Origin of the sequence: Sphingobacterium sp. JUb56 (assembly GCF_014191365.1) — a bacterium.
In the GTDB taxonomy this organism is placed as follows: Bacteria; Bacteroidota; Bacteroidia; order Sphingobacteriales; family Sphingobacteriaceae; genus Sphingobacterium; species Sphingobacterium anhuiense.
The window spans coordinates 2,648,384-2,672,084 of sequence record NZ_JACHWL010000001.1 but is presented as its reverse complement, the minus strand read 5'-3'; the positions used below and the strand labels follow the sequence as shown (position 1 = coordinate 2,672,084).

The window sequence follows — 23,701 nt, the reverse complement described above, 5'->3', positions numbered from 1 at the left end:
ATGTATGTTTAAAAAAGTACTCATTGCCGAAGATCACGAGATGACCAATATTTCAGTACAGAAAACACTTAAAGATCTTGGTGTAGAAGATGTCAAGTACGTTCATTATTGCGATCATGCATTGACCTGGATAAATAATGCACTTCGCGATAAGGATCCATATGATTTGATTATTACTGATATTGAATTCGAAGATGATGAAAGCCCACAGCAATTAAAAGATGGCTTATCACTGATTAAAGCGATTAAGATGGTGCAACCTGATATTAAGGTCATATTATTCACAGCAAAAGATCGAACTAGTAAGATAAGTGATATGTTTAAGTTAAATGAAATTGATGGCATGGTCCGTAAAGCGCGACATGACGGGCGACATTTACGCGAAGCACTTCAGATCGTATATAATAATAAAACCTATCAATCTCCAGATGTAAAAAAAGTTATTCAAGAGCGCAACTCGCATGAGTTTACACAATTTGACCTACACATCATTCGGTTATTATACGAAGGGATATCTCAAAAAGATATGCCACTTTATTTGCAGCAACGAGAAGTTATTCCATCTAGTTTAAGCAGTATTGAAAAGCGGCTCAATATCATGAAAGATGTGCTAAATTTCACTAAAAATGAACAGTTAGTTGCCCATTGCAAAGAGCTAGGTATTATTTAGATTTTTTTCACTTCGAATTTGTTTTAGAAAAAAGGAATTACATAGTCTAAATTTGATACTTTAAAAAATCATTCTTTAATAAAAAATTTGGCAATAAGTATTTGTTTGTCAATATTTTAATGCAATTATAAACTTAATATTAGGCTATCTTTGGATAGCCTTTTTTATTTGTTTGAAAGTGACTTTTAGTCTTTAAGTAGTATTCAGTTGTCTTAATAGTGAGAGAATATTAATTGGATTCTTTTGTAAAAACTTATCAGCAAATTATCAATTCCATTACCTGAAAAGGTTATTCAACTTTAATATTCTCTTCTATAGTTTTTTACTGCTTTCTTTTTTCTTAAATGATTCTTTTGGTTATGGGAAACCGTAACCAACGCATACTCTCATCTTTTACTTTTGTTCACAATCTCAACAAAATTTTAAAAATTAATCTAAAATGAAAATAAACAATTATGGGAAGGTAGTTTTAGTTATCCTGACATGTAGTATCCTGTATTATAGTTGTGGGATTTTTGGCACAAAGTCAGAATTAACAAAAAAAATAGAGGAGCTAGGTAAAGATGGAGTATTGGATTGTAATGATCTAAATGAGTTAACCAAATATGTTCAAAAGAATTATGAGGATAGATCATTAAAGAGATTTATTAAAAACGGTAAAGTAGAGCAGTCTTCTATCAAGGAATATTTAGGTAAAAATGCTGGCAAAAGTAAACTTGATCTCGGAAACTGTGATGGAATTAAAGTAGTTCCTAATTTTTCTATTTATTTAGAAAATTCTGCGAGTATGGATGGTTACGTAAAGGGTGTCTCTAATTTCGAAGCAGTTTTATCAAACCTGGTTATTGGACTTAATTATCATTATGATCAAAAACACGTTAAATTCAGTTTCATTAATTCTGATATATATCCTAGCGATATCAGTAATGTAGATAGTTTTTTTAAATCCCTAGAACCTGGAGTAGCGCCTTTCAAGGTTGGAAATCAGTTTGTTTCCGAGTTGAATCAATGTTTTGAGAAAGTCTTGACTAAAATGAAGCAAAACGATGTTTCCATTTTTGTATCAGATTGTATCTATTCGTTAGAAAAAGGTAGGTCTAGTCAGGAAGGTTTGATTTATCAGGAGAATTTAACCAAGAATGCTTACATGCAACGCTTGAAACAGTCAGATTTTTCAACTGCAATAATTAAACTGAACTCTAGTTTCAATGGAGTATACTATAATTATAAAAATGAAAAAACGAGCCTACACAATGTAGACAGACCCTACTATGTTTGGATTATGGGAGATGATATGCTGGTTCAGGATCTATTGAGTAAACTTAAACTAGAAGATTTACCAGGTTATCAGCATAGTTTTTTTTTAGAAGGAAATAAAGATGTTAATCCAAATACACAGTATCTGTCCACGAATAGTAAAGGTCAAGCACATTACCGTGCTAACGAACCTACATCTTTGAAGAAGATTAAGTTTTTAGATGGAATATTTCAGTTTTCTTTAGCAGTAGATCTAAATAATTTTCCCGATAAAAAATCGCTACTGGATATTGATAACTATTTCATCAGTTCTGGTGCTAGTGTAGTTGCTATTCAAGAAATTCCAAAAAATAATCAACCGGCATTGATCAAACAAAATGATTGGAATAGAATTAAAGACAACGGATTTACTCATTTAATGACCTTGAAAATTGATCAAAAAACATTTCCTGAACAATTAAATATTAGCTATAGAAGTCAAATTCCAAAGTGGGTAAGCAGCTCGTCAACAAGAGATGATTCCGATGTACATAGCACGCTTCAACAGACATTTGGCTTCAATAATTTAGTCCATGGAGTTTATGAAGCTTACAAAATTCACAATAACAACAATGACGTCTTATTTGAAATTAAATATAACCTAACTAAATAACCAACTATGAATGATTTTTTCGCAAGTTTTTATGAGAAGTTTTATTACGCAACAGATTTCTCATTAGAGATGTTCGAACGGTTTCTCTATCAAAGGTATGCACTTGCTGCGATTTTATGTGCTCTAGCATTTTCACTAATTTATTATTTACTATTAGATAGACCAAAGTTTGCTAAACGTATTGTTTGGTTAATAATGCTATTATTAAGCGCTATAATAAGTGCAGTATTTTTATACAATGATTGTAAAGGAATTTTTGAAAACGAAAGTTTAGATTTTCCAAGTGAAGCATATTCAGCACTTGCTTTTGGCAGTTTTATTTTAACCACATTGCTTTTCATTGTTTTATCGCTTTTGTTCAAAAAGATATCAAAGAATGTATCCAAAATTCCATTTTAATCATGCCTAAATTATATGTTTTTGCAATAGGGGGGACAGGGTCTCGCGTATTGAAATCATTAACAATGCTACTTGCTTCAGGAGTTCGTACAGGATATGAGGTAGTTCCAATCATATTAGATCCGGACTCATCTGCAGCTGATGTCGCTAAAACGGAGTCCCTATTAAATGAATATCGTAATATTCAGAAAGCCGTAGCTCCAGAAAACGAAAATGTTTTTTTTAAGAACAAAATTGAATCTCTTGGTGACGTGATAGGTACAGTCGGGACCAATGCTATAGGAAAAGAATTTCGTTTGAGTATTGACGGACTTAATGGGGGAAAATTTAAAGATTTTATCGATTACAATGTGCTAGAAGATGGGGGCAGTAATCAAGCGCTCATGGATATATTATTTTCAGAAGCAAATCTCAATTTAGATCTAGAGGTTGGGTTTCAAGGGAATCCTAATATTGGTTCTATTGTGTTAAATAAGTTTACCGAATCGGATGAGTTTAATCAATTTGCTAATTGCTTTACCAGTAGTGACCGAATCTTTATTATTTCATCCATTTTTGGAGGAACGGGTGCAGCAGGTTTTCCATTAATTCTGAAGAATATTCGACAAGGCATTGTTAATGGAAAAAACTTTGATCACCTTCGCAATGCTGTTGTTGGCGCAATAACGGTCATGCCTTATTTCAAGTTAGATGGTGATCTTACAGATAGTATTCAGAGCTCGACTTTCTATTCTAAAACCAAAGCAGCATTACAATATTATCATAATAATATAAGTGAAAGCAAGGATATCAATGCCCTTTATTATATCGCAGATGATAATAACAATGTTTATAAGAATGTCGTTGGTGGTAGTGGACAGAAAAATGATAGCCATTTTGTCGAATTAGCGGCAGCGCTCGCTATCGTTGATTTTGCCAATGATAATACATTGGAAACCAGCAATGGAAATGCCCAAAACCCGAAATACAAAGAGTTTGGTGTTAATGATCTATCATTGGATCATCCTGTAGTTACTTTTAAAGATTTAGCTCTTGAAACTCAAAATCAGATCCAAGTTAATTTAACCCAATTGTTGTGTTTTTCATTGTACTTGGAAAATGAGCTAAAGGAAAACCTATCTGCACCTTTTGCAAAGGAAACATCACCATTAATCGATCAAAACTTTTTAAGTTCTACATTTTACGCTCATTTAAACAGATTCTTACAACAATATCGAATATGGTTAGGAGAAATGAAACGAAATAGGATCAGTTTTGCTCCTTTTAATATCAAAGAAATTATCGATAATCAAGGTTCCGTTACTGGAATTACTACCCAGAACTCGGATTTACTTCAATTAGTTGCTGGCATCGCAGAGAGAAAAGGACTCTTCAAATTATTTAAAGAGAAAAGCTATGATTTATTGACTGCAGCCTTAAATGAACATCGTAAAAGTAAATATCCAACTGTAGAAAACAAGCTATTGGTGAAGTTTTATAATGCGACTGATAGTATGTTAATCAAAAACTTATTTTAATATTATGGCAAAAGTTTTTAGACTTTTTGAAGATACCCCAATGACACATTGGCAAGCACGAGGAACAGATTATAGTAGTGTTGTCATTGATAAAATTATAAGCCCTGACGGCGATCAAAGTAGTGCATTACCAACCTCTATACCATCACCATTTGCGCGATTGGATTTGTTTCATTCGGCATTTAAACATTTCAATGATTTAAAGAATAAATTAGATGGATATACGCATCATCACAAATTAGTAAGTGACTGTCTGGATCTATTGGAACTGCTCTATAATAAAGATTCTATCAATGGTGAGTTGACAATTAAGGTTTGGGATAAACAGCGCGATCTGGTCAAGTTAGTAGAATCCAGTTATTCCCGTCACCAATTACTGGGACGTACATTGGATCTTTTTCTTAAACAGGACGATCAAGCATTTAATTTTGATAAGCTTAATCGAATTTACATTTTCTATTTCAATCATAAAATTATTGGTGCCACCTCTCCAAAGACACTCGTATTTACTTCAGCCAATGATTTGGGTTTTGCACAAGTTACTTTACATGACCGTAAGTTATTTACGGAGCCTGCATCACTAAAAAATAGAGATGAAGACTTTATTCTCTATTTGATGGCTTTTTTTAAGGAAAATCCTTCATTGAACCAGTATATGTCCACGTTTCATAATTACGTAAAACGCAATATCAAAGAAAAAATGGATACAGACAGCGTATTTATGACGGCGGTGAATACTTTGGATGCTCAATTTTTAGAGAACAAAACAACGATCGATGGAAATGATTATCTCGTTGAAGTATTTAATGTGCCTTTTCGTACCAAAAGTGTAAAAAATACCCATGAGCGAATCGGTAGAGAATCTCAATTTTTGATCCATGCATCGAAAACGGTACAAGGTCTTCTCCCTATGGTACTTGCGACCAACGGAAATTTAGGTATGCTGGATTATTTATACCAAGGAGTTAAATGGGACGTCAATACAAAGGTTCAGCATCCGACGGATCAAATATTAGATATACGGATCTTACCCGGCAAGGATATTAAGTACCCTTTTTTGACCGTAGATGATTTTCTGGAGTCCGAGATTTACGAGATACCTTATGAGGTTAATAAGGAATCTTTTTTTGATGGAAATTTCATTAACGATTCCGACCAGCAAGGGGTTGGCTATCTTCTCCCTTTAAAATCTACATTTTTCACTTATTTCAGCGAGAAAGATCTGATCGAATGTAGCTTTTCTGGAAAGAAAATGATTGAGATAATAAAGAAGAAGAGTTCAGTTAATGTGAAACTGCGTATTCCGATTGACGGGGGACGGCATGTTGTCGAACTGGAAAAGAAGTATGATACAATGGATCTGAATTCTCAGAAAGGAAGAATCATACCCTGTGCTAAATATTTCCAGTTATTTCCAATTCAAAAGGCTACTGTGAATCCTAATTATTATGTTCAGGTTATCGACGAGGGATTAAATGATTATAGCCATGCCTTTCAACTTGCTTTTGATGGCATGCCTGCTGCAGCCAGGAGCATGAAAGCGAAGCGTGATAGCCGTAATGGATCATTTTATAATACCTATTATTTTAGATGTAGACAGCATTTTAATGCCATCCATTTTCAAGAAGAAGGAAGTTCTTGCCGTAATTATCTTATTCCTTTATGGCGAGATGAACGCCATATTGGTGGAGCATTTACTTTTGCCCTTGATTTTGGTACCTCTAACACTCATGTTGAGTATGCTGTTAATGGAAGTGTACCTTCACCATTGGATCTACCATTCGATAAAAATGGTTTTGCTACGTCATTTAATAAGCTAGATACTGATATTAGTAGCTTGAATGAAATTCAGAATCATAAGGATTTAGAATTTATAGCAGAGAATGTGTCAAAGGGATCGAATTATAATTTCCCAATTCGAACAGTCCTTTTCGATTATAATAATTTTAATCCAGCTAACTATCAATCCATTTTGGATTATAATATTGGGTTTACTTACGAAAAAACTAGCTTACCTACTTTCAATAATGTTACACCAAGAACTAATCTTAAATGGGTAAATGGTATTGAGAATCTAGAGGGTGAAGCTTGGGTACATTCGTTTTTGGAACAGCTTTTTGTCATGTGTAAAACTAAAGTGTTAGTCGAACGAGGCGACCTTTCTAAAACAAGATTTACCTGGACTTATCCATTAAGTTATGGGCAGTATAAAATAAATTTAATTGCTGGATTGATAGAACAACTTGTTGCCATTCATTTTGGTCAAGGAATTGAAATAATAAAACTCTCCGAGTCTATTGCTCCATTTTATTCAATTGCGAGTACAGGAAAGATTTTAGGAACTACTAATACCATTTTATCTTTAGACATTGGTGGTGGAACTATTGATAGCGTTGTATATCAGAATCGAAAAGTTATTAATATTTCATCTGTACTTTTTGGCGCCAATTATCTTTATTCCGCGGGTTATGCGACAGATTTTAGATCCAATGGATTTTACAAACTTGGTACTAAGTTTTTTTCTGGATTATCTAGTGTAAAAGGCTACCATAATTTACATGAGATAGAGGCTACAATCCAGCAAGGTGGTAAGATCGAAGATATCATTGCTTATTATTTTTCCATTGATAAGAAAAAAGAACTACAAGATGTGAACAACAAAAGCTTTAATGGATTCTTAGCAATGCATTCTAATGAACGGGCTGTATTTTTATTCTATCTTGCCGCTATCATCTATAATAGCGTTAAAGCAATGAAGATTGCTGATATACCTGCCCCCAGCTACTTGACCTTTTCCGGAACAGGATCTAAATTCTTATCGATTATTGATAAGACTATTAAAAAGGAAAGTATTGTCACATATGCAACTGCAATTATTAATGCTGTTTACGGATTGCATGAATCTCCCGACAAAATGCGAGTAAAGGTATTGGTGCCGGATAATCCAAAAGAACTGACTTCAAAAGGAGCAATAAATGTACTGGAAGAAGGAGAAGAGATTCTCGCAGAACTTTCCATGAATAGTCTCGATGAAAAGTTTCGAAGTTATTTAGGAGATAACGAAGGAACCATTATATCTAATGATAATCCATTGAATTACGAGGATCTAAAAGGTCAATTTAATGAAAGTGTATTTGGAGCTTATAAGGAGTTTGTTTCCTTGTTCCTTCAACTGCCAGGGATTAATTATAAGAATGATTTTGGTATCGATTATGATCTCAAACGAAAATTTGAAAGTATCCTACTAGATAAGAAGGTTGCCATTGAATTTCTGGAAGCAGGTCTCGCACAGCGACTCAAACAGATTTCGATGACAGATATGGTATCGGATAATCTGTCTTTCCACATCGTTCGCGGTATGCTAGGTGAAATGTTAAATAAATTACAAGAAGATGAAAATTGGTAAAATAAACAAAAGTTTAATAATTGTAGCACTGCTATTGGCAATCAAACCAAGCTCTGCATTTGCTCAACAGAGTGATATTGATAGTCAAACACTTTTAATGTCTGATATGACGTTGCAATATGTAGTTATCGGATTAGGGGTGACAGTTTTGTTTCTCCTGGTCGCAATGATAATCCAATCGAATAATCAAAAAGGAGCGATTTCTGATTTAGAAAACAGAATCAAATTTCTGGATAAACAGTCTTTGAATCAAAGTCAAACGTCCAGACCACAAGTATCTTCAACCTTAAGTAGATCTAATGAATCAGATATTGATACATTAAAAAAGCAGATTCAAGAACTGGTGCGAAAGATCGAGGAATTGAACAAAAAAGTTGATGCGAATGATGTAAAGTCTAATCAAGTAGTTCCTGTAGATGGAAGTGTTTCGACTGAATCTTCATCAACTGTTGAGACAATAGAATCCGTAATTCACCAAGATGTGGAGACTCCTTCGGAACCGATAATTCTTTCAGTTCCTCAGCAGCAGGAATACGTCGGGAATTGTATGACTGGTGGAGCTTTTCAAGACCTTCAGTCTGTCAGTAAAAAAGATAGACGTACACCTTATATTATCTCAATGCGTGATAATGAATATTATTTTCGCTTGGATGAATCAAATCTGGACGCCATTACAAACTCATTACAACATCGTGATAGCTATATTGATGGTTTTTGCGAATCATTGAATAATTACTTTCCTGGTGCAAAGTCTTTTGTTCAAGAATCTAAAGTTGGCAGGCTTCAGAAAGTTGAAAATAGGTTGCAGGTTATAGAAAAAATTAATATCAAATATATTTAACCACGATGGGTCAGGTTCATATTATTTTAGAATTATTAGTTGTTGGCTATTTTGTTGTTCAACAGGTGAAGACAGGTATCGCACTTAAAGAAGCTATCCGTCAGTTTGAACGATTTATTCCGCGTCACGATTATTTTAAGACAGAAAAATTATCTGTTTCAAAAAGTTTATTGCAAGAAGGTGAAGTTGCCGAAATATTTCAAAGTTTACAAAATGAAGAAAATACAGAAATCAGTTCAGAAGGAACTGTAAATGTAACATTAATCAACCCCAGTAGTACATCAGGGACTTACTTTGATAAGATTATTGAATCTCTAAATATCTATTTGCTTAAAAACAATGGCGGTATTGCAGATTTCAGTATCGTAAAAGATCTAGTTGAGCGTAATGTGAACGTAGAAGAGGAAGAAATCAAAGAAACCATTAATAAGCCGCTTTACTTAGGTTTAATGGCTACGATCGTTGGTATCATATTTGGTCTTTTCACTATGTTGATCAAACTTTGGAGTACTGATGATTCAGGTACATCTGGTGCTGTTAAACAATTAGAATTGAATGACTTTTTGTTAGCTGTGTGTATTGCAATGATTTCAAGTTTTTTGGGACTATTTATTACCTCATTTATTGGTTTAAATTCATTTAAAAAAGCAAAAAGAACAGTAGAACTAAATAAAAATGGGTTTTACAATTTTGTGCAGACAGATCTTCTTCCTGTCGTTAGTCAAGATTTTGGATCTTCAGTTACGAAGTTGACGAATACTATGAATTCCTTTAATATGGAGTTTACAGCCAATATTAATACATTGAGTTATTTGTTTAAAAAGAATTATGAAACGTTAAAAGTTCAGGATACTGTTTTAGGAAGATTGGAACAACTCAATGCGAATGATTTCGTACAGCTGAATGCCAATGTTTTATTAAGACTTGAAAAAGCAACCAATAACTTTGATAAATTTAATGTCTTTGTCGAAAGCCTTAATAGCCGTTTAGGTGAAACCAGAGCATTGAGCGATAGTATATCAAAATTACTGGATCGCGCCAATAACTTTGAAGGGATAGCCAATAAAATTGATTCACGGGTTGATGATACCAATTCAATTATATCCTTTTTAAAGCAGCAGTTTTCAAGTTTAGATGACATGTCCAGTCGCTATCAAAAGATGATTCTCAGAGTAGATGATAACCTGGATGATACGTTAAAATCGTTCGAAAATCATGTCATTATGAAGCGTGAAGGTCTCGTTAACTTGATTAATCAGCAGCATGAATTATTGGAAAAAGCCTATACTGAAAATGTCACCAAATTTGACAAATTTGATCTTTTGGATAATCTTACCGTATTACCTGAGATAAAACAAGGATTTGATCAGCATCAATCTGATATGCTCACTAAGCAAGTTAATCATGTTGATCAAGTGAACAAATTAGGTTTAGATATCCATCAGAACAAAGAACAAATATCAACGATTGTGAGCACACTTAATGAGGTAAATAGTAAGGTTTCCAATGTGACAGATAGAAAGGAAGAAATCAGTAAATTAAATTCTATGTATAACCTTGTCAATAAGCTCAAAGAAGAAGTTGAAAAAAATAACGAAAGCTTTTTTAAACGTATTTTCCAAAAGAAGTAAACGATGGCTAAAAAAGAAGGAAATAATATTTTCTGGGTTGGATTTTCTGACTTGATGACAAGTTTGTTTTTTATTGTACTGGTCTTATTTGTTGTTACATATGTCAACAATAGAAATACCATTATTGCACAAGATGAACAATTACAAGTTTATAAAGAAGTCGAAAATTCGCTCATGCCTTTAAAGGACAATAGTTCATTTACCTACGAGGACAAGTACAAACGTTTTTTACTTAGCTTCGATGTTAAATTTAAACCTTCCAAGTTTGAGATTATGGATGGTAATTTGGAAAGATATCAAGAAACCAAAACTAATATTATTAATGCCGGTAAAAAGCTTAAACAAGTTTTAGATGACGTTGTCAATTCTGCTAAAGAACAAAACCGGGAGAATAAAGAGAAGGTATCTTATTTAGTTATCATATCTGGATACGCATCAAAACTCTATAGTGCAGATACTTCTCCTATTGGAATGAAAAAAGAGTACGACCTGAGTTATAATCGTGCATACGCCCTTTGGGAGTTTTGGAAAAAAGAAGGGATAGATTTTGAAGAGAAAGCTTATGGAGAACTTATAGATTTACAGCTATCTGGCAATGGATGGGGGGGAGTAGGACGTAAGATTGATAATGAAGATAATAACCAACGTTTTATTATACAAATCGTTCCTAAGATTTCGAATCGTAAATTATAAGAGTGGCAATGACAGAAAAAGAAATGACAGCATTAATTTAATGCTGTCATTTCTTTTTCTTGCTATTCAGATTCAGTAGTAACCATATTGCAGTAAAGACATCAACGATGTTCCAGATTGTCCGTCCTAATGGAAGTTTTAGAATAGGTTGAAATAGGAGTAATAATATTAAATAGATAATGAGTTCTTTATTATTTCTCTTTCTTTTGCTCTTAGGGATATTTAATATGAGCAAGATAAATACGACACATGAAAATACACGAAGTACAGTAAAGTAGCCATAAGGTAAGGGAAGTAATGCTAAGATCAATCCGCATATCAAAATAATTTTAAGATTTTTTAGATTCATTCTGTAATTGGTTTTGCCCACAAACCTAATTTATTTTCCCGAGCATATTTTTGGCTCTCAAAGAAACGTTTTTCATATTTTACATTCGGAGCAATCGTCATCAGGACCGCATACCCATCTTTGATAATTTTTTCATTTACAAAAGTATTATCAAGCAGATAAGCATAAGCTAGTGTACGACCAAATTGATCCATAGAATCCACATCAAATTCCAGTCTGATTTTTTCATGTAGAAGAAGATTTTTTGCGTATTGGGAAGCCTCTTTGCCAAAAGCCTGCTCTTTCATCCGAAAATAATTGCGGGGCTCTGGTGCATCTATTCCGATAAGACGAATTTTGATTCGCTGCTCTCGATCGTTTTTACACCAGAAGGTATCCCCATCAGATACCTTGGTTACGAGGTATATGTCCTTGGAGATGCGTTTACTTTCGGCTGTCCCATTGTCGGAAAATCCCAGCATTTTCTGTTTGTAATCTTCTGATTTAGATTGGCATCCAGTTATCGGAGATGATATCAGGAGAAGAGAACTGAATAGAAAGCTCCATTTTCGATTAGTACTTTTCATATAGAGGTTTTATTTTATCTACCTTCTTCCTTTTCTTTTCTCTGCCGAATTGCGACACCTTTCACAGCAATAGGATTTTCCAAAAAAGAGCGTTAGGACTTTCATTGGAAAACTTTTCCCTTTATAACTCTTTTTTTCTTTTCCAGACTGGATTTCTTTATTGCACCAGGCGCATGAATTATACATGTTTTAGTTATTTAGTCGTGAATAATCAGATTAATAATGATGTCAAAAGTATCATTTAAATTTTTTCTGTCGTTATGGTATCCCGTAACTACCCCTTTAGGTTACTTATTACTTTTGGAGTATCAGAAACGATACTCTTCTCAGGAATAGGGGAGATTGTTTTCTTAATTAAATTCTACCCAATTAATCATGATTTCAATAAAGGAATTAATTTCAGAGGAGCAAGATCCTAAAGTAATTGAGAAGGTGTTACCAAAGGTTAAAGAGTTCTGTACAGAAAATGAAGAGATCAAATACATCGCTGTACAAAAAAAGACCATTGGAATAAATTTTTCTCCAGATTGTATCGTACTGACCGATCGTCGTATTATTCTTATTCGCCCAAAATCCTTCGGATTATCGTTAAGTTTTACTGACTTTTCGTGGATCCAAGTAATGGATGTACATCTGCGTGAAGGGATATTTGCTGCAGATATTACGATCAAGACCACTACGGGACAAACTGATATAATGGAAGATATACCTAAGGCGCAGGCACGAAAATTATATCGTTTTGCACAAGAAATGGAGGAGATGAAGAAAGATGAGAGAAGACTTCGCGACCTTGAAGATAAACGCGCATTAGCAGGTGGAGGTATTGTCATCAATTCTCCTGTTAACTCTGCTCCTGTAGCTCCGGTACAAAGTGAAGATCCTCTTGAAACTCTTTCAAAATTGAAAAGAATGCTAGAAAATGCATTGATTACAGAAGATGAATTCAATTCTAAAAAAGAGCAAGTACTCTCACGAATGTAATTTATATAACACAAAATAATTTATTATGGATTTTAAAGATGAAATTCGTCAGTTCTCGAAAAGAGTAGATCGACTTTTACCACAAATCAAAACCGAAGAAGCTACCAAAACATCACTCGTGATGCCATTCCTAAAAATATTAGGGTACGATGTTTTTGATCCTTTTGAGGTACAACCAGAATTTATAGCTGATATTGGGATTAAGAAAGGTGAGAAGGTCGATTATGCGATCTTACGTGACGAAAAACCTGTTATTTTGATTGAGTGCAAGCATTTTGCTGATGGCCTAGATCCACACAACTCACAGCTTTTCCGTTATTTTCATACTACAGAAGCCAAGTTTGGACTATTGACCAATGGTATTGAGTATCGTTTCTATACAGATCTTGTTACCGCCAATAAGATGGATGAAAAACCCTTCTTCGAATTCAAGATTATGGATATCAAGGACAATGAAGTGTCCGAATTAAAAAAATTCCATAAAACAGTATTTGATTTAGAAAGCATTTCTAGTGTAGCCAGCGATTTAAAATATTTTAATGAATTGACCATTTTAGCTAATTCCGAAATACAGAATCCTAGTGATGAGTTTGTTCGATTTTTTACCAGACAAGTATATCCCAGTGTTGTAACGGCAAAAGTATTAGAACAATTCACTCCTCTTGTGAAACGGGTATTTACCCAAATCATTAATGACCAAATAGCCGAACGACTCAAAAGTGCGCTTAAAAAAGAAACTGAAGTTGAGGAACAAAATGCATCCGCAGTTCCGATTGAGCATGATGCGGTTATTGTAACAACAGAAGAGGAGATTGATGGATTCTTAGTCGTGAAGTCTATTTTGCGCAAAGACATTGAAGTAGGGCGTATTTTTATGCGCGACAACCAGTCTTATTGTGGTATACTGCTCGATGATAATAACCGGAAGCCGATTTGTCGCTTTTATTTCACTCCTAATCGCCTACGTATTGGATTGTTCGATAAAGAGAAAAAGGAAGTGAAATATGATCTCCAATCGTTAGACGATATATACAAATACTCCGAGCAGATTGTAGAGACAGTCGCGAACTATTAACAATCATTAAAAACTAATCCAATCTAAAAATATACATGATGAATATTAATAAATCAATTGTATGTGTAGCTATTCTAATTTCTGCAATACATATTTCTTGCGGAGGAAATTCCGATCATAAAGATAAGGACCAATCGGCAGACGAAACAGAATTAACAAGTAAAAGTTTAGCGTCCGATATAGCAGAGATCTCTGCCGATAAAGAAGGTGTTATTGAAAGTTCAAACTCAGAAAATGATCATGATGCCAATGAAGAATCTGACAATGCAGAAGAAGAAATTGTAACAACTGCTAGTTCATCAAAAGGTAATGAAAATTGGGATGCTTTATTGAAAAGTTATGAAGACTACATTGATCATTATGTTGTATTGATGAAAAAAGCAAAAAATGGAGATTTAAATGCGATAGCACAATATGCAGAATATATGCAAAAAGCAACCGATTTGCAGGAGAAAATTGAAAATGCACAAGGAGATTTATCTATTTCACAGTCTGCAAAATTTATCAAGTTGCAGAGTAAATTGTTGAAGACTATTACTGAAATATAAACAACATTAATTATTAAATCTATATACTAACTTAAATTTTAAAATTATGGCACTAAAACCAGGACCAAAAAGGACAGCAATTTCAACAGGGAAACCAGACAGAAGGCAACGTGATAATAAAGAAACACCGGGTAATACTCCTTCGTTAAAACCTCCCAAGAGACAGCAAGGAAAATAATCATTCCCGTATAATATCTTAAAATGTTTCTTGAAAATTCGAAACAAACTAAAAATGCGAGGTTTAGTTTATGAAAAGTATCTATGTTTTTGGATAAATTTCTAAAACCCTTGCATTTTTTTGTTAAATGTGTAATTAAAACAAACTAATATTTAATTCACCGGTTTTTAGAATGAATTTTAAACGATTAATCATGTTTTACAATTGTTGGAAGCCTCATCTTATCAAAGATATTCGCATTAAAGAAGTATCTCTTTTCGATTTGCAGATTATGATAGTTATTTTTAAGTAAGTTTTGAATCTTTTAAGCTTAACTTTTGTAATATTTAGATATTCTTAATAAAGAAAAACCGACATGTTTTTTTTGACTATGTTTTATACGGTTTTCCATAAGTAAACTAAGTTGTTTTGTAGTTTCTTAGGGTTCATTTAAAAAATATAATTTTTATGGGAACAACAGTTTCAACAATTGTGATATCATATGATATCGACACACAACATTCACAAGTGAAAGATAAAATGAAAGAATTGGGGTATTCAGAATCTTTTAGTTTTAACGGACAAACTAAAGTTTACTATTTACCGAATACGACTTTATGGCATTCAAATAAATCTTCTGATGCCGCGATCAATGATCTTAAATCAGTTTGCAAAAGCTTAAATGTGACCATAGATAAAGCACTCGCAGTCTTAGCTAAAGAATTTGTTGCGATTTAATATGCCATCTTTAGCAACCTATCATAGATTCATATGACATTGGTTCTTTGATTATCCTCCACATTTAACAAATTGTGGAGGATTAAAATTCTAAAATATAATTTATCAGGTAGATTTTAATTTTCTAAACTATTTCTATCTTAAAAAATGTCACTACTTCCACAGCCTTCTTGTCTCTAAGAACAGTTCAATCTGATTGAGTACAATTGGAAGGTTCTTGATGATATCCTGTGTCCAGAACCGGAATACAGTATAGTTCAAGCTACGTAAGGCTCGATTGGTGCGGACATCTTTTTGCATATTTCTTTCGATCTTTGGTATCCAGAATAGCCGGTTTGATTTGATGCGGTTACAGTTATTTATCCAGTCGTATCCATGCCAGAATTCTCCATCTACGAAAATAGCCAGCTTATATTTTTTGATGACAATATCTGGTGTCCCTGGAAGAGATTTATCATGAAGTCGGAAACGGATATTCTTTGACCATAATGCTTTTCTTAATATCAGCTCAGGTTTGGAGTTTTTGGACCTAATTCTGGACATATTCCTGCTCCGTTTTGCGCTAGTGTAGAAACCGGCTTTTTCTTCAAAGCGGGGAACATGAATTTTTTCTGAGTCATCATCATAAAATTGCATGATATGAATTTACGTAATAAAATGGAAAGAAACGAGGCAGAAAGTTATGTTATATTATTTAACTTTTATAGTTTTAACGTAGATGTAATATCTAATTTAAATAAATAGAATTATGGATAATGTAATATTTAGTAAAATATGAACACGTTGTTATTCTGAAAACTTAACCTATGCAATATTGATATATGGGTTGACTATAAGAAAGTTTAATGGGGCTAGCTCGCTATGCGCATCCCTGTATTGTATCTCGCTTTTTACTTTTTTTGATCATAGCATCTATTTTTTTCTGATTTTTACTCATTATTCAAGTTTGTTTTATTGTTGTTAATTTTTTATAATTCCAAGCTTTAGATAGGAAAAGTACATTGTATACTTTTAAAGTGTTTTCAGGACGAGACAATAACAAGTATCTGGATTTTTGTGAAAAAATCCAGATACTAAAATAACTTTTTTTAATCCGCTATTTAGAGAGTGTTTTCATTGGTTACAATGTAAGTGGGAGATTTCATCAATTTCAATACCAAACATTCTTTTAAACTCTTCCTTTAGTCTAGGAATTATCTCTTCATTTCTTTCATTCATTAGCCACTTGTAATCAAATTTGAACTCACCATCTTCACTAATCCACTTAAGAATTAACTCAAAAAGCATTGTATTAAGATAAAATTGATTGAATGTTTCTAACAAGTTCTCTTCTGAAATTTTTTCACGAATTATTGGTTTTATTTCACCATCTTCAGCATCTGTGAACAAAGCTTTGTGATTTTCAAATAATATTTTTACATAATTATTATTCGGTGTAGACATATAATGCCCAATCCAACAAAATACTTCAGGAAAATCCTTTTTATCCAGTTGTATTTTAATAAATTTCGCTAAAAATAGGCGAAATGGCATGTTTTCAGTTTTATACTTGTGGTTTTCTTCTTCTTTTAATAGTTCCTTAATACTGTCATTTTTTAACCACTCTGTATATACTGATAATGATTGGTATGGACATTTGTACCCCAGAGCTTCACTTATCATCTTCGATAGTTCGATGTAAGTTTCTTTAGATGGTATTTTACATTTTTCTAAAAAATATGTTTTCTTTTTAGATATAAAAGAACATATACTTATAAATCGTAATCCGGGATTATTCTTATTAATAAAACCTCTGAAATCGTAAATATCCAGTGGAAAACCATTTGTTGGATTTATTGAAAGGTCACATGATAAAAGAAATAACGATATTAGGCTATCTTCAACAAATATGGGTCTTTCTTCATTTAGTATTCTTAGAAAGTGATCAAATGCTTCTAGATAAATTCCATGTAAAATACCTTGATCAATAAAATCTTTAAAAATAATATTATTTTCCTTGAAAGCATTTTTTAAATAAACTATTTGATTAAAAACAGCTTGACCTTCAAAAATTTGACGTATACCTAATGGCGCGTAGTGAAGCTTGGAATCTGGATAAAATCCATCGACTTTCTTGTGTTCAAGATTTTTAAATTCATTCACCCAATTATCATAATTTGGTATAAATTTAAAGTCGTGATCAATGGTATCTTTATAGACATGTAAAGCATTTGTCCATAATATATTAAAACAATGACCCATTGATAAAAAAAATCTTCTGTCATCAGCAATATCCATTATTGTTTTGTTATCTAAACAAAATAATTTAGCGTACTCAATATCATAGAAATTATTTACTATAATATTTACATCAGCAATATCAGCTGATCCATTTTCTTCGAAATAACTTTTTTCATAATCCAAAATCGGTTTTACTTTTATTCCCTGCTTTATGATATTGTTAAGTGGACTAATTGATTCTACTGCAAGTGCGGGAAATGACGTGTTTAATATAAATCCGAAATTTGAACCTATATGTTGCCACCAATGTATAGTTTCATGTAAGTATGTAGAAAATGCTTGTTTTTTATCTGAATCAAACTCTGTCGATTCATTCAGATTATACCTAACGTTTTCATTTAATCTTAAAACAAATTGCATTGTACTATAACTTCCTTTAATTGAGGATTTATATTGTAAATTGCTTAATTCTTCTGTGGATAGTAGTTTGCTGTTAAATAGCATGTCAAAATATTAATTATTTGTAAATAGCTATTGTATGTTTATTTTTTAATCATTGTTTATACAATTGTTATTGCCAACTTCATTAAGCAAATGTGTAATTTTAATTACTATATTATTTATTTGAAAAATTTTAATAATATAAAAACATCACAATTACTTTTCTCGTTGATTTTATATTGTTAATAATCTAGAGGTTGATATCATGATTTTTTTTACGATCATTTCGATTATTGTGATATCATTTCCTAAGTCTTTTAATTCTGGTGAAGAAGGTAACAAAGGTTCATAGTTTTTTTCCGAAGCTTTAGTATGTACTACTCTACATCTTATTTCATATATTCTTTCTGCAGATTCATTAATTAAATTGGTAGATTTATTTTCAAGGTTAAAAGTTTTATTTGAAATTTTTTTCGACTTCCTTTCTTTGTAAAAATCAACCATATCATTTTGCTGGATAACTTCTCTAATGTCGTCGTCAGTTACACAACTACTTATTGTCGCCTTTAATTGCTCTAACTCAGTACCGAATCCTTCTCGGTTTTTGTTTAAAGAAATTGCAGAAATAATCCTTGTGATGTCTGAATCTTTATTAGCATTAAATCTTGGATCCTTGATAAGATCTTTAATTTGTTGATGAGCAGCTTTTTGTGAAAATATAGGGAAATAAAATTCTAAAATTTGATATAGTGCGAGAAATTGTAACAAAGGCATTTCATATGCAGATTTTGCATACCAATATAATGAAATAGGCTCCTTATCATATTCGTAAATTGGAAATGACTTATCTACTAAAAATTCTGATTTTCGGTTCTTATTGAAAGATTTTTTAAAACTCCTATCTTGAGCTAATTTTAGTCCTAAATTTAGAGTCATATCAATCTTAAAAAGTAACGAATTTCCTATTTTTTCTAAAATTTTTTGTGCTTTTTCATGTGTTGGAATGCTGATATTTTCAATTCTGATAGTTATTTTTCTCCTATTAAAGCTGAAATTAGAGTATGCCCCAGATTTACATGCTAAAAGTGCATACTCGATACTTGCATGACCAATACTAATTTTTATTCCTACCTCAGAATTGTCAAATTCATACCTATTATAATCTTCCGAGTTGTATTCATTCTCACCAAATATTCTATGAAGATTTCTACTTAGTAAGGTAAAGCCCAAAAATTTTCTTGTATTTTCTAGTTCGCATTCGATAACTTTTTCCTCCGTTGACCAAATTGCTTCGTAATCCTTAATATATTTGTATTTTTCAAAGTTACTTTTTAAGTAAAAGTCAGCTTCAATATCTTCTTTTAGATTAAGTAAGGTGAATTCCCTTTCACAGGGGATTTTAGCATAATGCTTTGTTGTAGCTTCTTTGCCATTTTTTTTTATTATATCTAACTTAGAGGTCTCTTCAATTTCTTCAATTTCAATTTCAATTTTAGCATTTTGCAATTTTTGCAGGATTTTGGCGCTTATTGGCATTAGTTATAGGTAATAAATTAGCGTTTTGGATAATTATAAAATATAGTAATATTTTATAGTATCATTATGATACTATATATAAAAAGGTATTAAATTCCGAAAATATTACCAATTAAAATGATATTTATATGTTAATTATTGGGTGTGAAAATCAGTATTGGTACAATCATAAATTGCGAATGTCTATCGGGATTAAACTCTTTTAAATATTTAATTGCATCTTCTTCCATATCGAATTCTCCGGGTAGAATTTCAAAAGGGTGTTCAATTCCATGTTTTAATTGTACAATTTTGTACTTTTTTTCTTTCCAAGCCATTTTGGGTGAATTTTATTTTAAAATCAAATACTATTCTTTAAAAAGCCATGCTAACTCTGATTATGTAGATGCTTGTAATTTTAAAGAATATAGTTACTTATTGATAAAGGTATTAATTGATATCTTTAGAGTTTACGGGTTCCCGTATTTTTCAAATTTAATTTATAATTGTACACTTATTTTATAAAAGTAAGATGAGATTAGCTACAAGAATCTTTATGAGAATTGTCTATAAAATTAGAATTTTAAACAGTTCTATTTCATTCTTAGTTTTTAAAATTTCATAACATTTATCTCGCCTGATATCCCTTTACTATTTGCTATAATAAATCTTAAATGTTCACTTATATCCGATTGACTTATAGTCGAAAATTAACGAGTTTGCACTATGGATATAAAAGAGAAAATTGGTAAACATCTTAAAAATTTAAGAACTGATAAGGGGTTGACACAGGAGAAGTTATCCTATGAATCTGATGTAGATAAGACATATATAAGTGAAGTTGAAAATGGTAAAAGAAATATTTCCATAATCAATCTAGAAAAACTGATTGTAACCTTGGGTGCATCTGTTAAAGATTTTTTTAACCATAAAGATTTCGAATAGATGCCAATTCCAATTGTAGATTTATTTGCGGGGCCAGGGGGCCTTGGTGAGGGGTTTTCATCAGTATTGGATGAAGATAATAATCGCGTATTTCAAATTAAACTTTCTATTGAAAAAGATCAGTATGCACATCAGACATTGCGCTTAAGAAGTTTTTGTAGGCAATTTGCTGATGACCAATATCCTCAGGAGTATTATGATTTTGTTCAGGGTATAATATCATTAGATGATTTATATAATGCTTATCCTGTGGAATACCAGTGCGCAGATGATGAGGCTTGGTGTGTGACTTTAGGGGTTCCTGATGAAAGTGACTCAAATGGAGTTTCTAATGAAAGAATTGATGAGCGTATAAGTGATGCATTAAATAATGAAAGAAACTGGGTGCTTATTGGAGGACCTCCTTGTCAAGCATATTCTTTAGTAGGACGATCAAGAAGACAGGAAACAATTTTGGATGAAACCAAAGATAAGCGCGTTGGGCTGTACAAAGAATATTTAAGAATAATTGCAGTTCATAAACCAGCTATTTTTGTTATGGAAAATGTTAAAGGGCTTTTATCTGCTAAAACTGAAGATAACAGTATTTTTTCAAACATTTTAAGTGACCTTCAAGATCCAACTAAACCTTTTGTAGATGAGATAGAGATTGATAGAGTTAGATACCATATCTATTCATTATCATCTTTACCTAATGAATACGATTTAATTACCGGTGAACCATATTTTAAGCCTCAAGATTTTTTAATAAAATCTGAAAATTATGGAGTTCCTCAGAAGCGACATCGCGTTATTCTTTTAGGAATTAGGGACGATATAAATGTAATTCCTAATATTTTAGAAAGAAGTCCACTTGAAACAGTGAGAAATGTTATAAATAATTTACCTAAGCTACGAAGTGGTTTAACAAGAGAATATCTTGATTTTGAGTGGATACTTGATGAGAGGGGGAACAGAAAGAAGAAAAGAATATATAATAGATTGACTGATAATTTTAATATTTGGAAGGATAAACTGTTGTCATTTGATAAGCAATTGCGAGATATGTTCGATTCAAATTATTCGTTGTGTGAATCAGATTTAGCCTCTTCTTTAGGAAAGGATTATGTTGCGACAGATGAATTTGACCTTAATGATAATCATATATTGAAAGATTGGTATTATGATAGAAAGCTTAATGGTATTCTTCATCATGAATCGAGGAAACATCTTTTGCAAGATATCTATCGTTATTATTTTGCGGCTACGTTTACTATGAAAAGGGGAACTTTCCCTAAAATGATGGATTATAAAAGTGCGGGAAATGGCCTTCTTCCTGATCATGAAAATGCAGAGTCTGGTAAATTTAATGATAGATTTAGGGTACAGTTGCCAGATGATGCAGCTACTACAGTAACTAGTCATATCTCTAAGGATGGGCATTATTTTATTCATTATGATCCGTCACAAGCACGTAGTTTAACTGTTCGAGAAGCGGCTCGTATTCAGACATTTCCTGATAATTATTATTTTTTCGGGGGACGTACAAACCAATATCATCAAGTCGGAAATGCGGTTCCCCCTTATTTGGCTTTTCAAATTGGAAAAATAGTTAAAGCTGTATTTGATCAAATAGTCTAAATAAAATTGTTGTTTGTATGTCTAAGTTAGAATGCTTTAATATTGATTTTGCTACTTCGGATGAATTGCGACCTCACGACATCCTTACGTTTTTGGAAAATAATAAAGAAGGTTTTCTTTTTCAAAAGGTGATAGAAGGAGCATCTCATTACAGTGACCTAGCTGATTATTATTTAGAAGCATCTTTTATCTGTGAGTCCGTTGCTAAGTTTGGGACGGTATCAAATTATAAAGTTTGTACAATTAACTATCACAGACCAGTAGCACAGTTTAAGATAACATCATTTGATGTACAATTATTAAGTACTTATTTATATCAGATGGTTTTAGCCTTACAATATGAGGAGATTGAGGAGTGTGAACTAGATCTCGTAGACTTGCTTGAAAATTATAGATCTGAGATTAAAACTCGAACTTTGCACTTTCCTCATTTAGCGGATGATTATTTAGCTAATTTGATTAACGGAGCTTATTTTGAAGAAGAGTGTAATTATGATAATCCGAAAGAATTTCTTGATCAAATTATAAAATACGATCCAGATCATGTTTTTGGTTTTTGGCGATGTAGTTCTTCACAAAATATTAAACAAGATTTCTATGTTTCTACCGAATCTTGGATTATACCACCGCAGAGTGATATCAAAACTATCCTAAGTCGATACTCAAAGGTCAGGATTCCTAGAAAATCATTTGAAAAAGCAGGTATGTTATCTTTGAACGGCAGCTATTATGTAATAGGTGAAAAGTATATTTTTAGTGTTCCCTTTAGTTCCTTATTAAAGGCTTTTCAATGTATATCCCAAGTGTTTGAGAACGAACGTGATTTTTCAGATCAACATAATTGGATGTCACACATTAATTCAGATCTATATGTCGAAGTGTCTCATCAGGTTAGTTTTATATTGTTTCACTATAGAGGTTATAAAGTTTTGTTTTGGGATTGCATTAAGTTAAACTTTAATGAGATATTACAAATTAATCAAAAAGCTTCCATAATAATGTTTACAACAGGTAATTTAATTGGTTTAAAAGCAAATATTGAATGCGAATGGGAAATGTTGGACGATGAGTCCTTTGAGGAGCTTTGTTATGACTTAATTTATTATGACCCCAGATTTGATAATAAAACTATTCAAAAGATGGGTAAATCTCGTAGTAGAGATGGAGGACGTGATATAGTTGTGTTTACATCACCACGGATAGGACATATCCCAAAAAAATTTATTTTTCAATGTAAGCTTCTTCAGAAAAATAAGTCACTTGCTGCTTCAAAAGTATTAGATATCTCTGACATTATAGAACAGTATAATGCTGATGGTTACGGGATTTTTACATCTAGTGTAATAGATTCAACTTTATATGATAAAATAGATGCTATTGCTTTAAGAAAAAAAAATGTAGTAAGTATGAATTCAAAATATGAAATGGAAAGGGATTTATCAAGGCTTACAGTTTTGAAAGAAAAGTACTTCAAATAAGT

At 32.2% G+C, this 23,701-nt stretch carries 22 protein-coding genes; 16 read left to right on the top strand and 6 right to left on the bottom strand.

The window, feature by feature from the left end; translation table 11 throughout:
• Positions 1–4: 4 nt before the first annotated feature.
• The 8 genes from FHR29_RS11225 (at position 5) to FHR29_RS11190 (ending at position 11,066) form a co-directional block, all read left to right on the top strand.
• Positions 5–670 (top strand): response regulator, encoded by a 666-nt coding sequence (locus FHR29_RS11225; RefSeq protein WP_183914688.1) that lies wholly within the window; start codon positions 5–7, stop codon positions 668–670.
• Between the two features lie 439 nt (positions 671–1,109).
• Positions 1,110–2,579, top strand: a complete 1,470-nt coding sequence (locus FHR29_RS11220) for a hypothetical protein (protein ID WP_183914686.1) — start codon at positions 1,110–1,112, stop codon at positions 2,577–2,579.
• Positions 2,580–2,585: 6 nt separating this feature from the next.
• Positions 2,586–2,978: a hypothetical protein gene (locus tag FHR29_RS11215; RefSeq protein WP_183914684.1), complete on the top strand. Its 393-nt coding sequence runs from the start codon at positions 2,586–2,588 to the stop codon at positions 2,976–2,978.
• A gap of 2 nt (positions 2,979–2,980) precedes the next feature.
• Positions 2,981–4,495, top strand: coding sequence for a hypothetical protein (locus FHR29_RS11210; RefSeq protein ID WP_183914682.1), 1,515 nt, complete (start codon positions 2,981–2,983; stop codon positions 4,493–4,495).
• Positions 4,496–4,499: 4 nt separating this feature from the next.
• On the top strand, positions 4,500–7,901 hold the full coding sequence (locus FHR29_RS11205; protein WP_183914680.1) for a hypothetical protein: 3,402 nt from the start codon (positions 4,500–4,502) through the stop codon (positions 7,899–7,901).
• Positions 7,888–8,742: a hypothetical protein gene (locus FHR29_RS11200; RefSeq protein ID WP_183914678.1), complete on the top strand. Its 855-nt coding sequence runs from the start codon at positions 7,888–7,890 to the stop codon at positions 8,740–8,742. Before FHR29_RS11205 ends, FHR29_RS11200 begins: the two co-directional genes overlap by 14 nt.
• Positions 8,743–8,747: 5 nt before the next feature.
• Complete coding sequence (locus tag FHR29_RS11195; protein ID WP_183914676.1) at positions 8,748–10,373, top strand: hypothetical protein; 1,626 nt, start codon at positions 8,748–8,750, stop codon at positions 10,371–10,373.
• A 3-nt stretch (positions 10,374–10,376) separates the two neighbouring features.
• Complete coding sequence (locus tag FHR29_RS11190) at positions 10,377–11,066, top strand: OmpA family protein (protein ID WP_132771211.1); 690 nt, start codon at positions 10,377–10,379, stop codon at positions 11,064–11,066.
• 46 nt (positions 11,067–11,112) lie between these two features.
• On the opposite strand, the gene FHR29_RS11185 is transcribed toward FHR29_RS11190, so the two are convergent.
• Together FHR29_RS11185 and FHR29_RS11180 are read right to left on the bottom strand one after the other, a co-directional pair.
• Positions 11,113–11,415 carry a DUF6804 family protein gene (locus tag FHR29_RS11185; RefSeq protein WP_183914674.1) on the bottom strand — a complete coding sequence of 101 codons (303 nt, stop codon included), beginning with the start codon at positions 11,413–11,415 and terminating at the stop codon, positions 11,113–11,115.
• Entirely contained in the window at positions 11,412–11,981 is a 570-nt protein-coding gene (locus tag FHR29_RS11180; RefSeq protein WP_221197845.1) for a thermonuclease family protein, read from the bottom strand. Before FHR29_RS11180 ends, FHR29_RS11185 begins: the two co-directional genes overlap by 4 nt.
• Positions 11,982–12,356: 375 nt before the next feature.
• Here FHR29_RS11180 and FHR29_RS11175 point away from each other — a divergent pair, with 375 nt between their 5' ends.
• The 5 genes from FHR29_RS11175 (at position 12,357) to FHR29_RS11160 (ending at position 15,480) form a co-directional block, all read left to right on the top strand.
• Positions 12,357–12,962 carry a PH domain-containing protein gene (locus FHR29_RS11175; protein WP_221197844.1) on the top strand — a complete coding sequence of 202 codons (606 nt, stop codon included), beginning with the start codon at positions 12,357–12,359 and terminating at the stop codon, positions 12,960–12,962.
• A gap of 25 nt (positions 12,963–12,987) precedes the next feature.
• Positions 12,988–14,037, top strand: coding sequence for a type I restriction endonuclease (locus FHR29_RS11170; RefSeq protein WP_183914671.1), 1,050 nt, complete (start codon positions 12,988–12,990; stop codon positions 14,035–14,037).
• Positions 14,038–14,072: 35 nt separating this feature from the next.
• Complete coding sequence (locus tag FHR29_RS11165) at positions 14,073–14,585, top strand: DUF6591 domain-containing protein (RefSeq protein WP_183914669.1); 513 nt, start codon at positions 14,073–14,075, stop codon at positions 14,583–14,585.
• Between the two features lie 46 nt (positions 14,586–14,631).
• The gene (locus tag FHR29_RS26650; protein ID WP_260292057.1) at positions 14,632–14,763 is read left to right on the top strand and encodes a hypothetical protein; all 132 of its coding nucleotides are present in this window, start codon (positions 14,632–14,634) and stop codon (positions 14,761–14,763) included.
• Positions 14,764–15,210: 447 nt separating this feature from the next.
• Positions 15,211–15,480, top strand: coding sequence for a hypothetical protein (locus tag FHR29_RS11160; RefSeq protein WP_183914667.1), 270 nt, complete (start codon positions 15,211–15,213; stop codon positions 15,478–15,480).
• A 153-nt stretch (positions 15,481–15,633) separates the two neighbouring features.
• On the opposite strand, the gene FHR29_RS11155 is transcribed toward FHR29_RS11160, so the two are convergent.
• The 4 genes from FHR29_RS11155 to FHR29_RS11140 form a co-directional block, all read right to left on the bottom strand.
• Positions 15,634–16,116, bottom strand: a complete 483-nt coding sequence (locus FHR29_RS11155; RefSeq protein ID WP_183914665.1) for a very short patch repair endonuclease — start codon at positions 16,114–16,116, stop codon at positions 15,634–15,636.
• A gap of 477 nt (positions 16,117–16,593) precedes the next feature.
• Entirely contained in the window at positions 16,594–18,204 is a 1,611-nt protein-coding gene (locus FHR29_RS11150; protein ID WP_183914663.1) for a hypothetical protein, read from the bottom strand.
• Between the two features lie 171 nt (positions 18,205–18,375).
• Positions 18,376–19,677 (bottom strand): hypothetical protein, encoded by a 1,302-nt coding sequence (locus tag FHR29_RS11145; RefSeq protein ID WP_183914661.1) that lies wholly within the window; start codon positions 19,675–19,677, stop codon positions 18,376–18,378.
• 131 nt (positions 19,678–19,808) lie between these two features.
• Entirely contained in the window at positions 19,809–19,994 is a 186-nt protein-coding gene (locus tag FHR29_RS11140; RefSeq protein ID WP_183914659.1) for a hypothetical protein, read from the bottom strand.
• 388 nt (positions 19,995–20,382) lie between these two features.
• Here FHR29_RS11140 and FHR29_RS11135 point away from each other — a divergent pair, with 388 nt between their 5' ends.
• From FHR29_RS11135 to FHR29_RS11125, 3 genes are read left to right on the top strand one after another with little or no spacing between them, the layout of a single operon-like run.
• Positions 20,383–20,601: a helix-turn-helix domain-containing protein gene (locus FHR29_RS11135; RefSeq protein WP_183914657.1), complete on the top strand. Its 219-nt coding sequence runs from the start codon at positions 20,383–20,385 to the stop codon at positions 20,599–20,601.
• Positions 20,602–22,221, top strand: coding sequence for a DNA cytosine methyltransferase (locus FHR29_RS11130; RefSeq protein WP_183914655.1), 1,620 nt, complete (start codon positions 20,602–20,604; stop codon positions 22,219–22,221). It abuts the gene before it with no gap.
• Between the two features lie 17 nt (positions 22,222–22,238).
• Positions 22,239–23,699 carry a hypothetical protein gene (locus FHR29_RS11125; protein WP_183914653.1) on the top strand — a complete coding sequence of 487 codons (1,461 nt, stop codon included), beginning with the start codon at positions 22,239–22,241 and terminating at the stop codon, positions 23,697–23,699.
• Positions 23,700–23,701: the final 2 nt, after the last annotated feature.

Coding starts and splice junctions, on each gene's coding strand:
- FHR29_RS11185 (WP_183914674.1), bottom strand. CDS start 11,415: ATGAATCTAAAAAATCTTAAAATTATTTTGATATGCGGATTGATCTTA.
- FHR29_RS11140 (WP_183914659.1), bottom strand. CDS start 19,994: ATGGCTTGGAAAGAAAAAAAGTACAAAATTGTACAATTAAAACATGGA.
- FHR29_RS11135 (WP_183914657.1), top strand. CDS start 20,383: ATGGATATAAAAGAGAAAATTGGTAAACATCTTAAAAATTTAAGAACT.
- FHR29_RS11190 (WP_132771211.1), top strand. CDS start 10,377: ATGGCTAAAAAAGAAGGAAATAATATTTTCTGGGTTGGATTTTCTGAC.
- FHR29_RS11195 (WP_183914676.1), top strand. CDS start 8,748: ATGGGTCAGGTTCATATTATTTTAGAATTATTAGTTGTTGGCTATTTT.
- FHR29_RS11160 (WP_183914667.1), top strand. CDS start 15,211: ATGGGAACAACAGTTTCAACAATTGTGATATCATATGATATCGACACA.
- FHR29_RS11180 (WP_221197845.1), bottom strand. CDS start 11,981: ATGAAAAGTACTAATCGAAAATGGAGCTTTCTATTCAGTTCTCTTCTC.
- FHR29_RS11205 (WP_183914680.1), top strand. CDS start 4,500: ATGGCAAAAGTTTTTAGACTTTTTGAAGATACCCCAATGACACATTGG.
- FHR29_RS11145 (WP_183914661.1), bottom strand. CDS start 19,677: ATGCCAATAAGCGCCAAAATCCTGCAAAAATTGCAAAATGCTAAAATT.
- FHR29_RS11170 (WP_183914671.1), top strand. CDS start 12,988: ATGGATTTTAAAGATGAAATTCGTCAGTTCTCGAAAAGAGTAGATCGA.
- FHR29_RS11200 (WP_183914678.1), top strand. CDS start 7,888: ATGAAAATTGGTAAAATAAACAAAAGTTTAATAATTGTAGCACTGCTA.
- FHR29_RS11150 (WP_183914663.1), bottom strand. CDS start 18,204: ATGCTATTTAACAGCAAACTACTATCCACAGAAGAATTAAGCAATTTA.
- FHR29_RS26650 (WP_260292057.1), top strand. CDS start 14,632: ATGGCACTAAAACCAGGACCAAAAAGGACAGCAATTTCAACAGGGAAA.
- FHR29_RS11165 (WP_183914669.1), top strand. CDS start 14,073: ATGATGAATATTAATAAATCAATTGTATGTGTAGCTATTCTAATTTCT.
- FHR29_RS11210 (WP_183914682.1), top strand. CDS start 2,981: ATGCCTAAATTATATGTTTTTGCAATAGGGGGGACAGGGTCTCGCGTA.
- FHR29_RS11175 (WP_221197844.1), top strand. CDS start 12,357: ATGATTTCAATAAAGGAATTAATTTCAGAGGAGCAAGATCCTAAAGTA.
- FHR29_RS11155 (WP_183914665.1), bottom strand. CDS start 16,116: ATGCAATTTTATGATGATGACTCAGAAAAAATTCATGTTCCCCGCTTT.
- FHR29_RS11125 (WP_183914653.1), top strand. CDS start 22,239: ATGTCTAAGTTAGAATGCTTTAATATTGATTTTGCTACTTCGGATGAA.
- FHR29_RS11220 (WP_183914686.1), top strand. CDS start 1,110: ATGAAAATAAACAATTATGGGAAGGTAGTTTTAGTTATCCTGACATGT.
- FHR29_RS11225 (WP_183914688.1), top strand. CDS start 5: ATGTTTAAAAAAGTACTCATTGCCGAAGATCACGAGATGACCAATATT.
- FHR29_RS11130 (WP_183914655.1), top strand. CDS start 20,602: ATGCCAATTCCAATTGTAGATTTATTTGCGGGGCCAGGGGGCCTTGGT.
- FHR29_RS11215 (WP_183914684.1), top strand. CDS start 2,586: ATGAATGATTTTTTCGCAAGTTTTTATGAGAAGTTTTATTACGCAACA.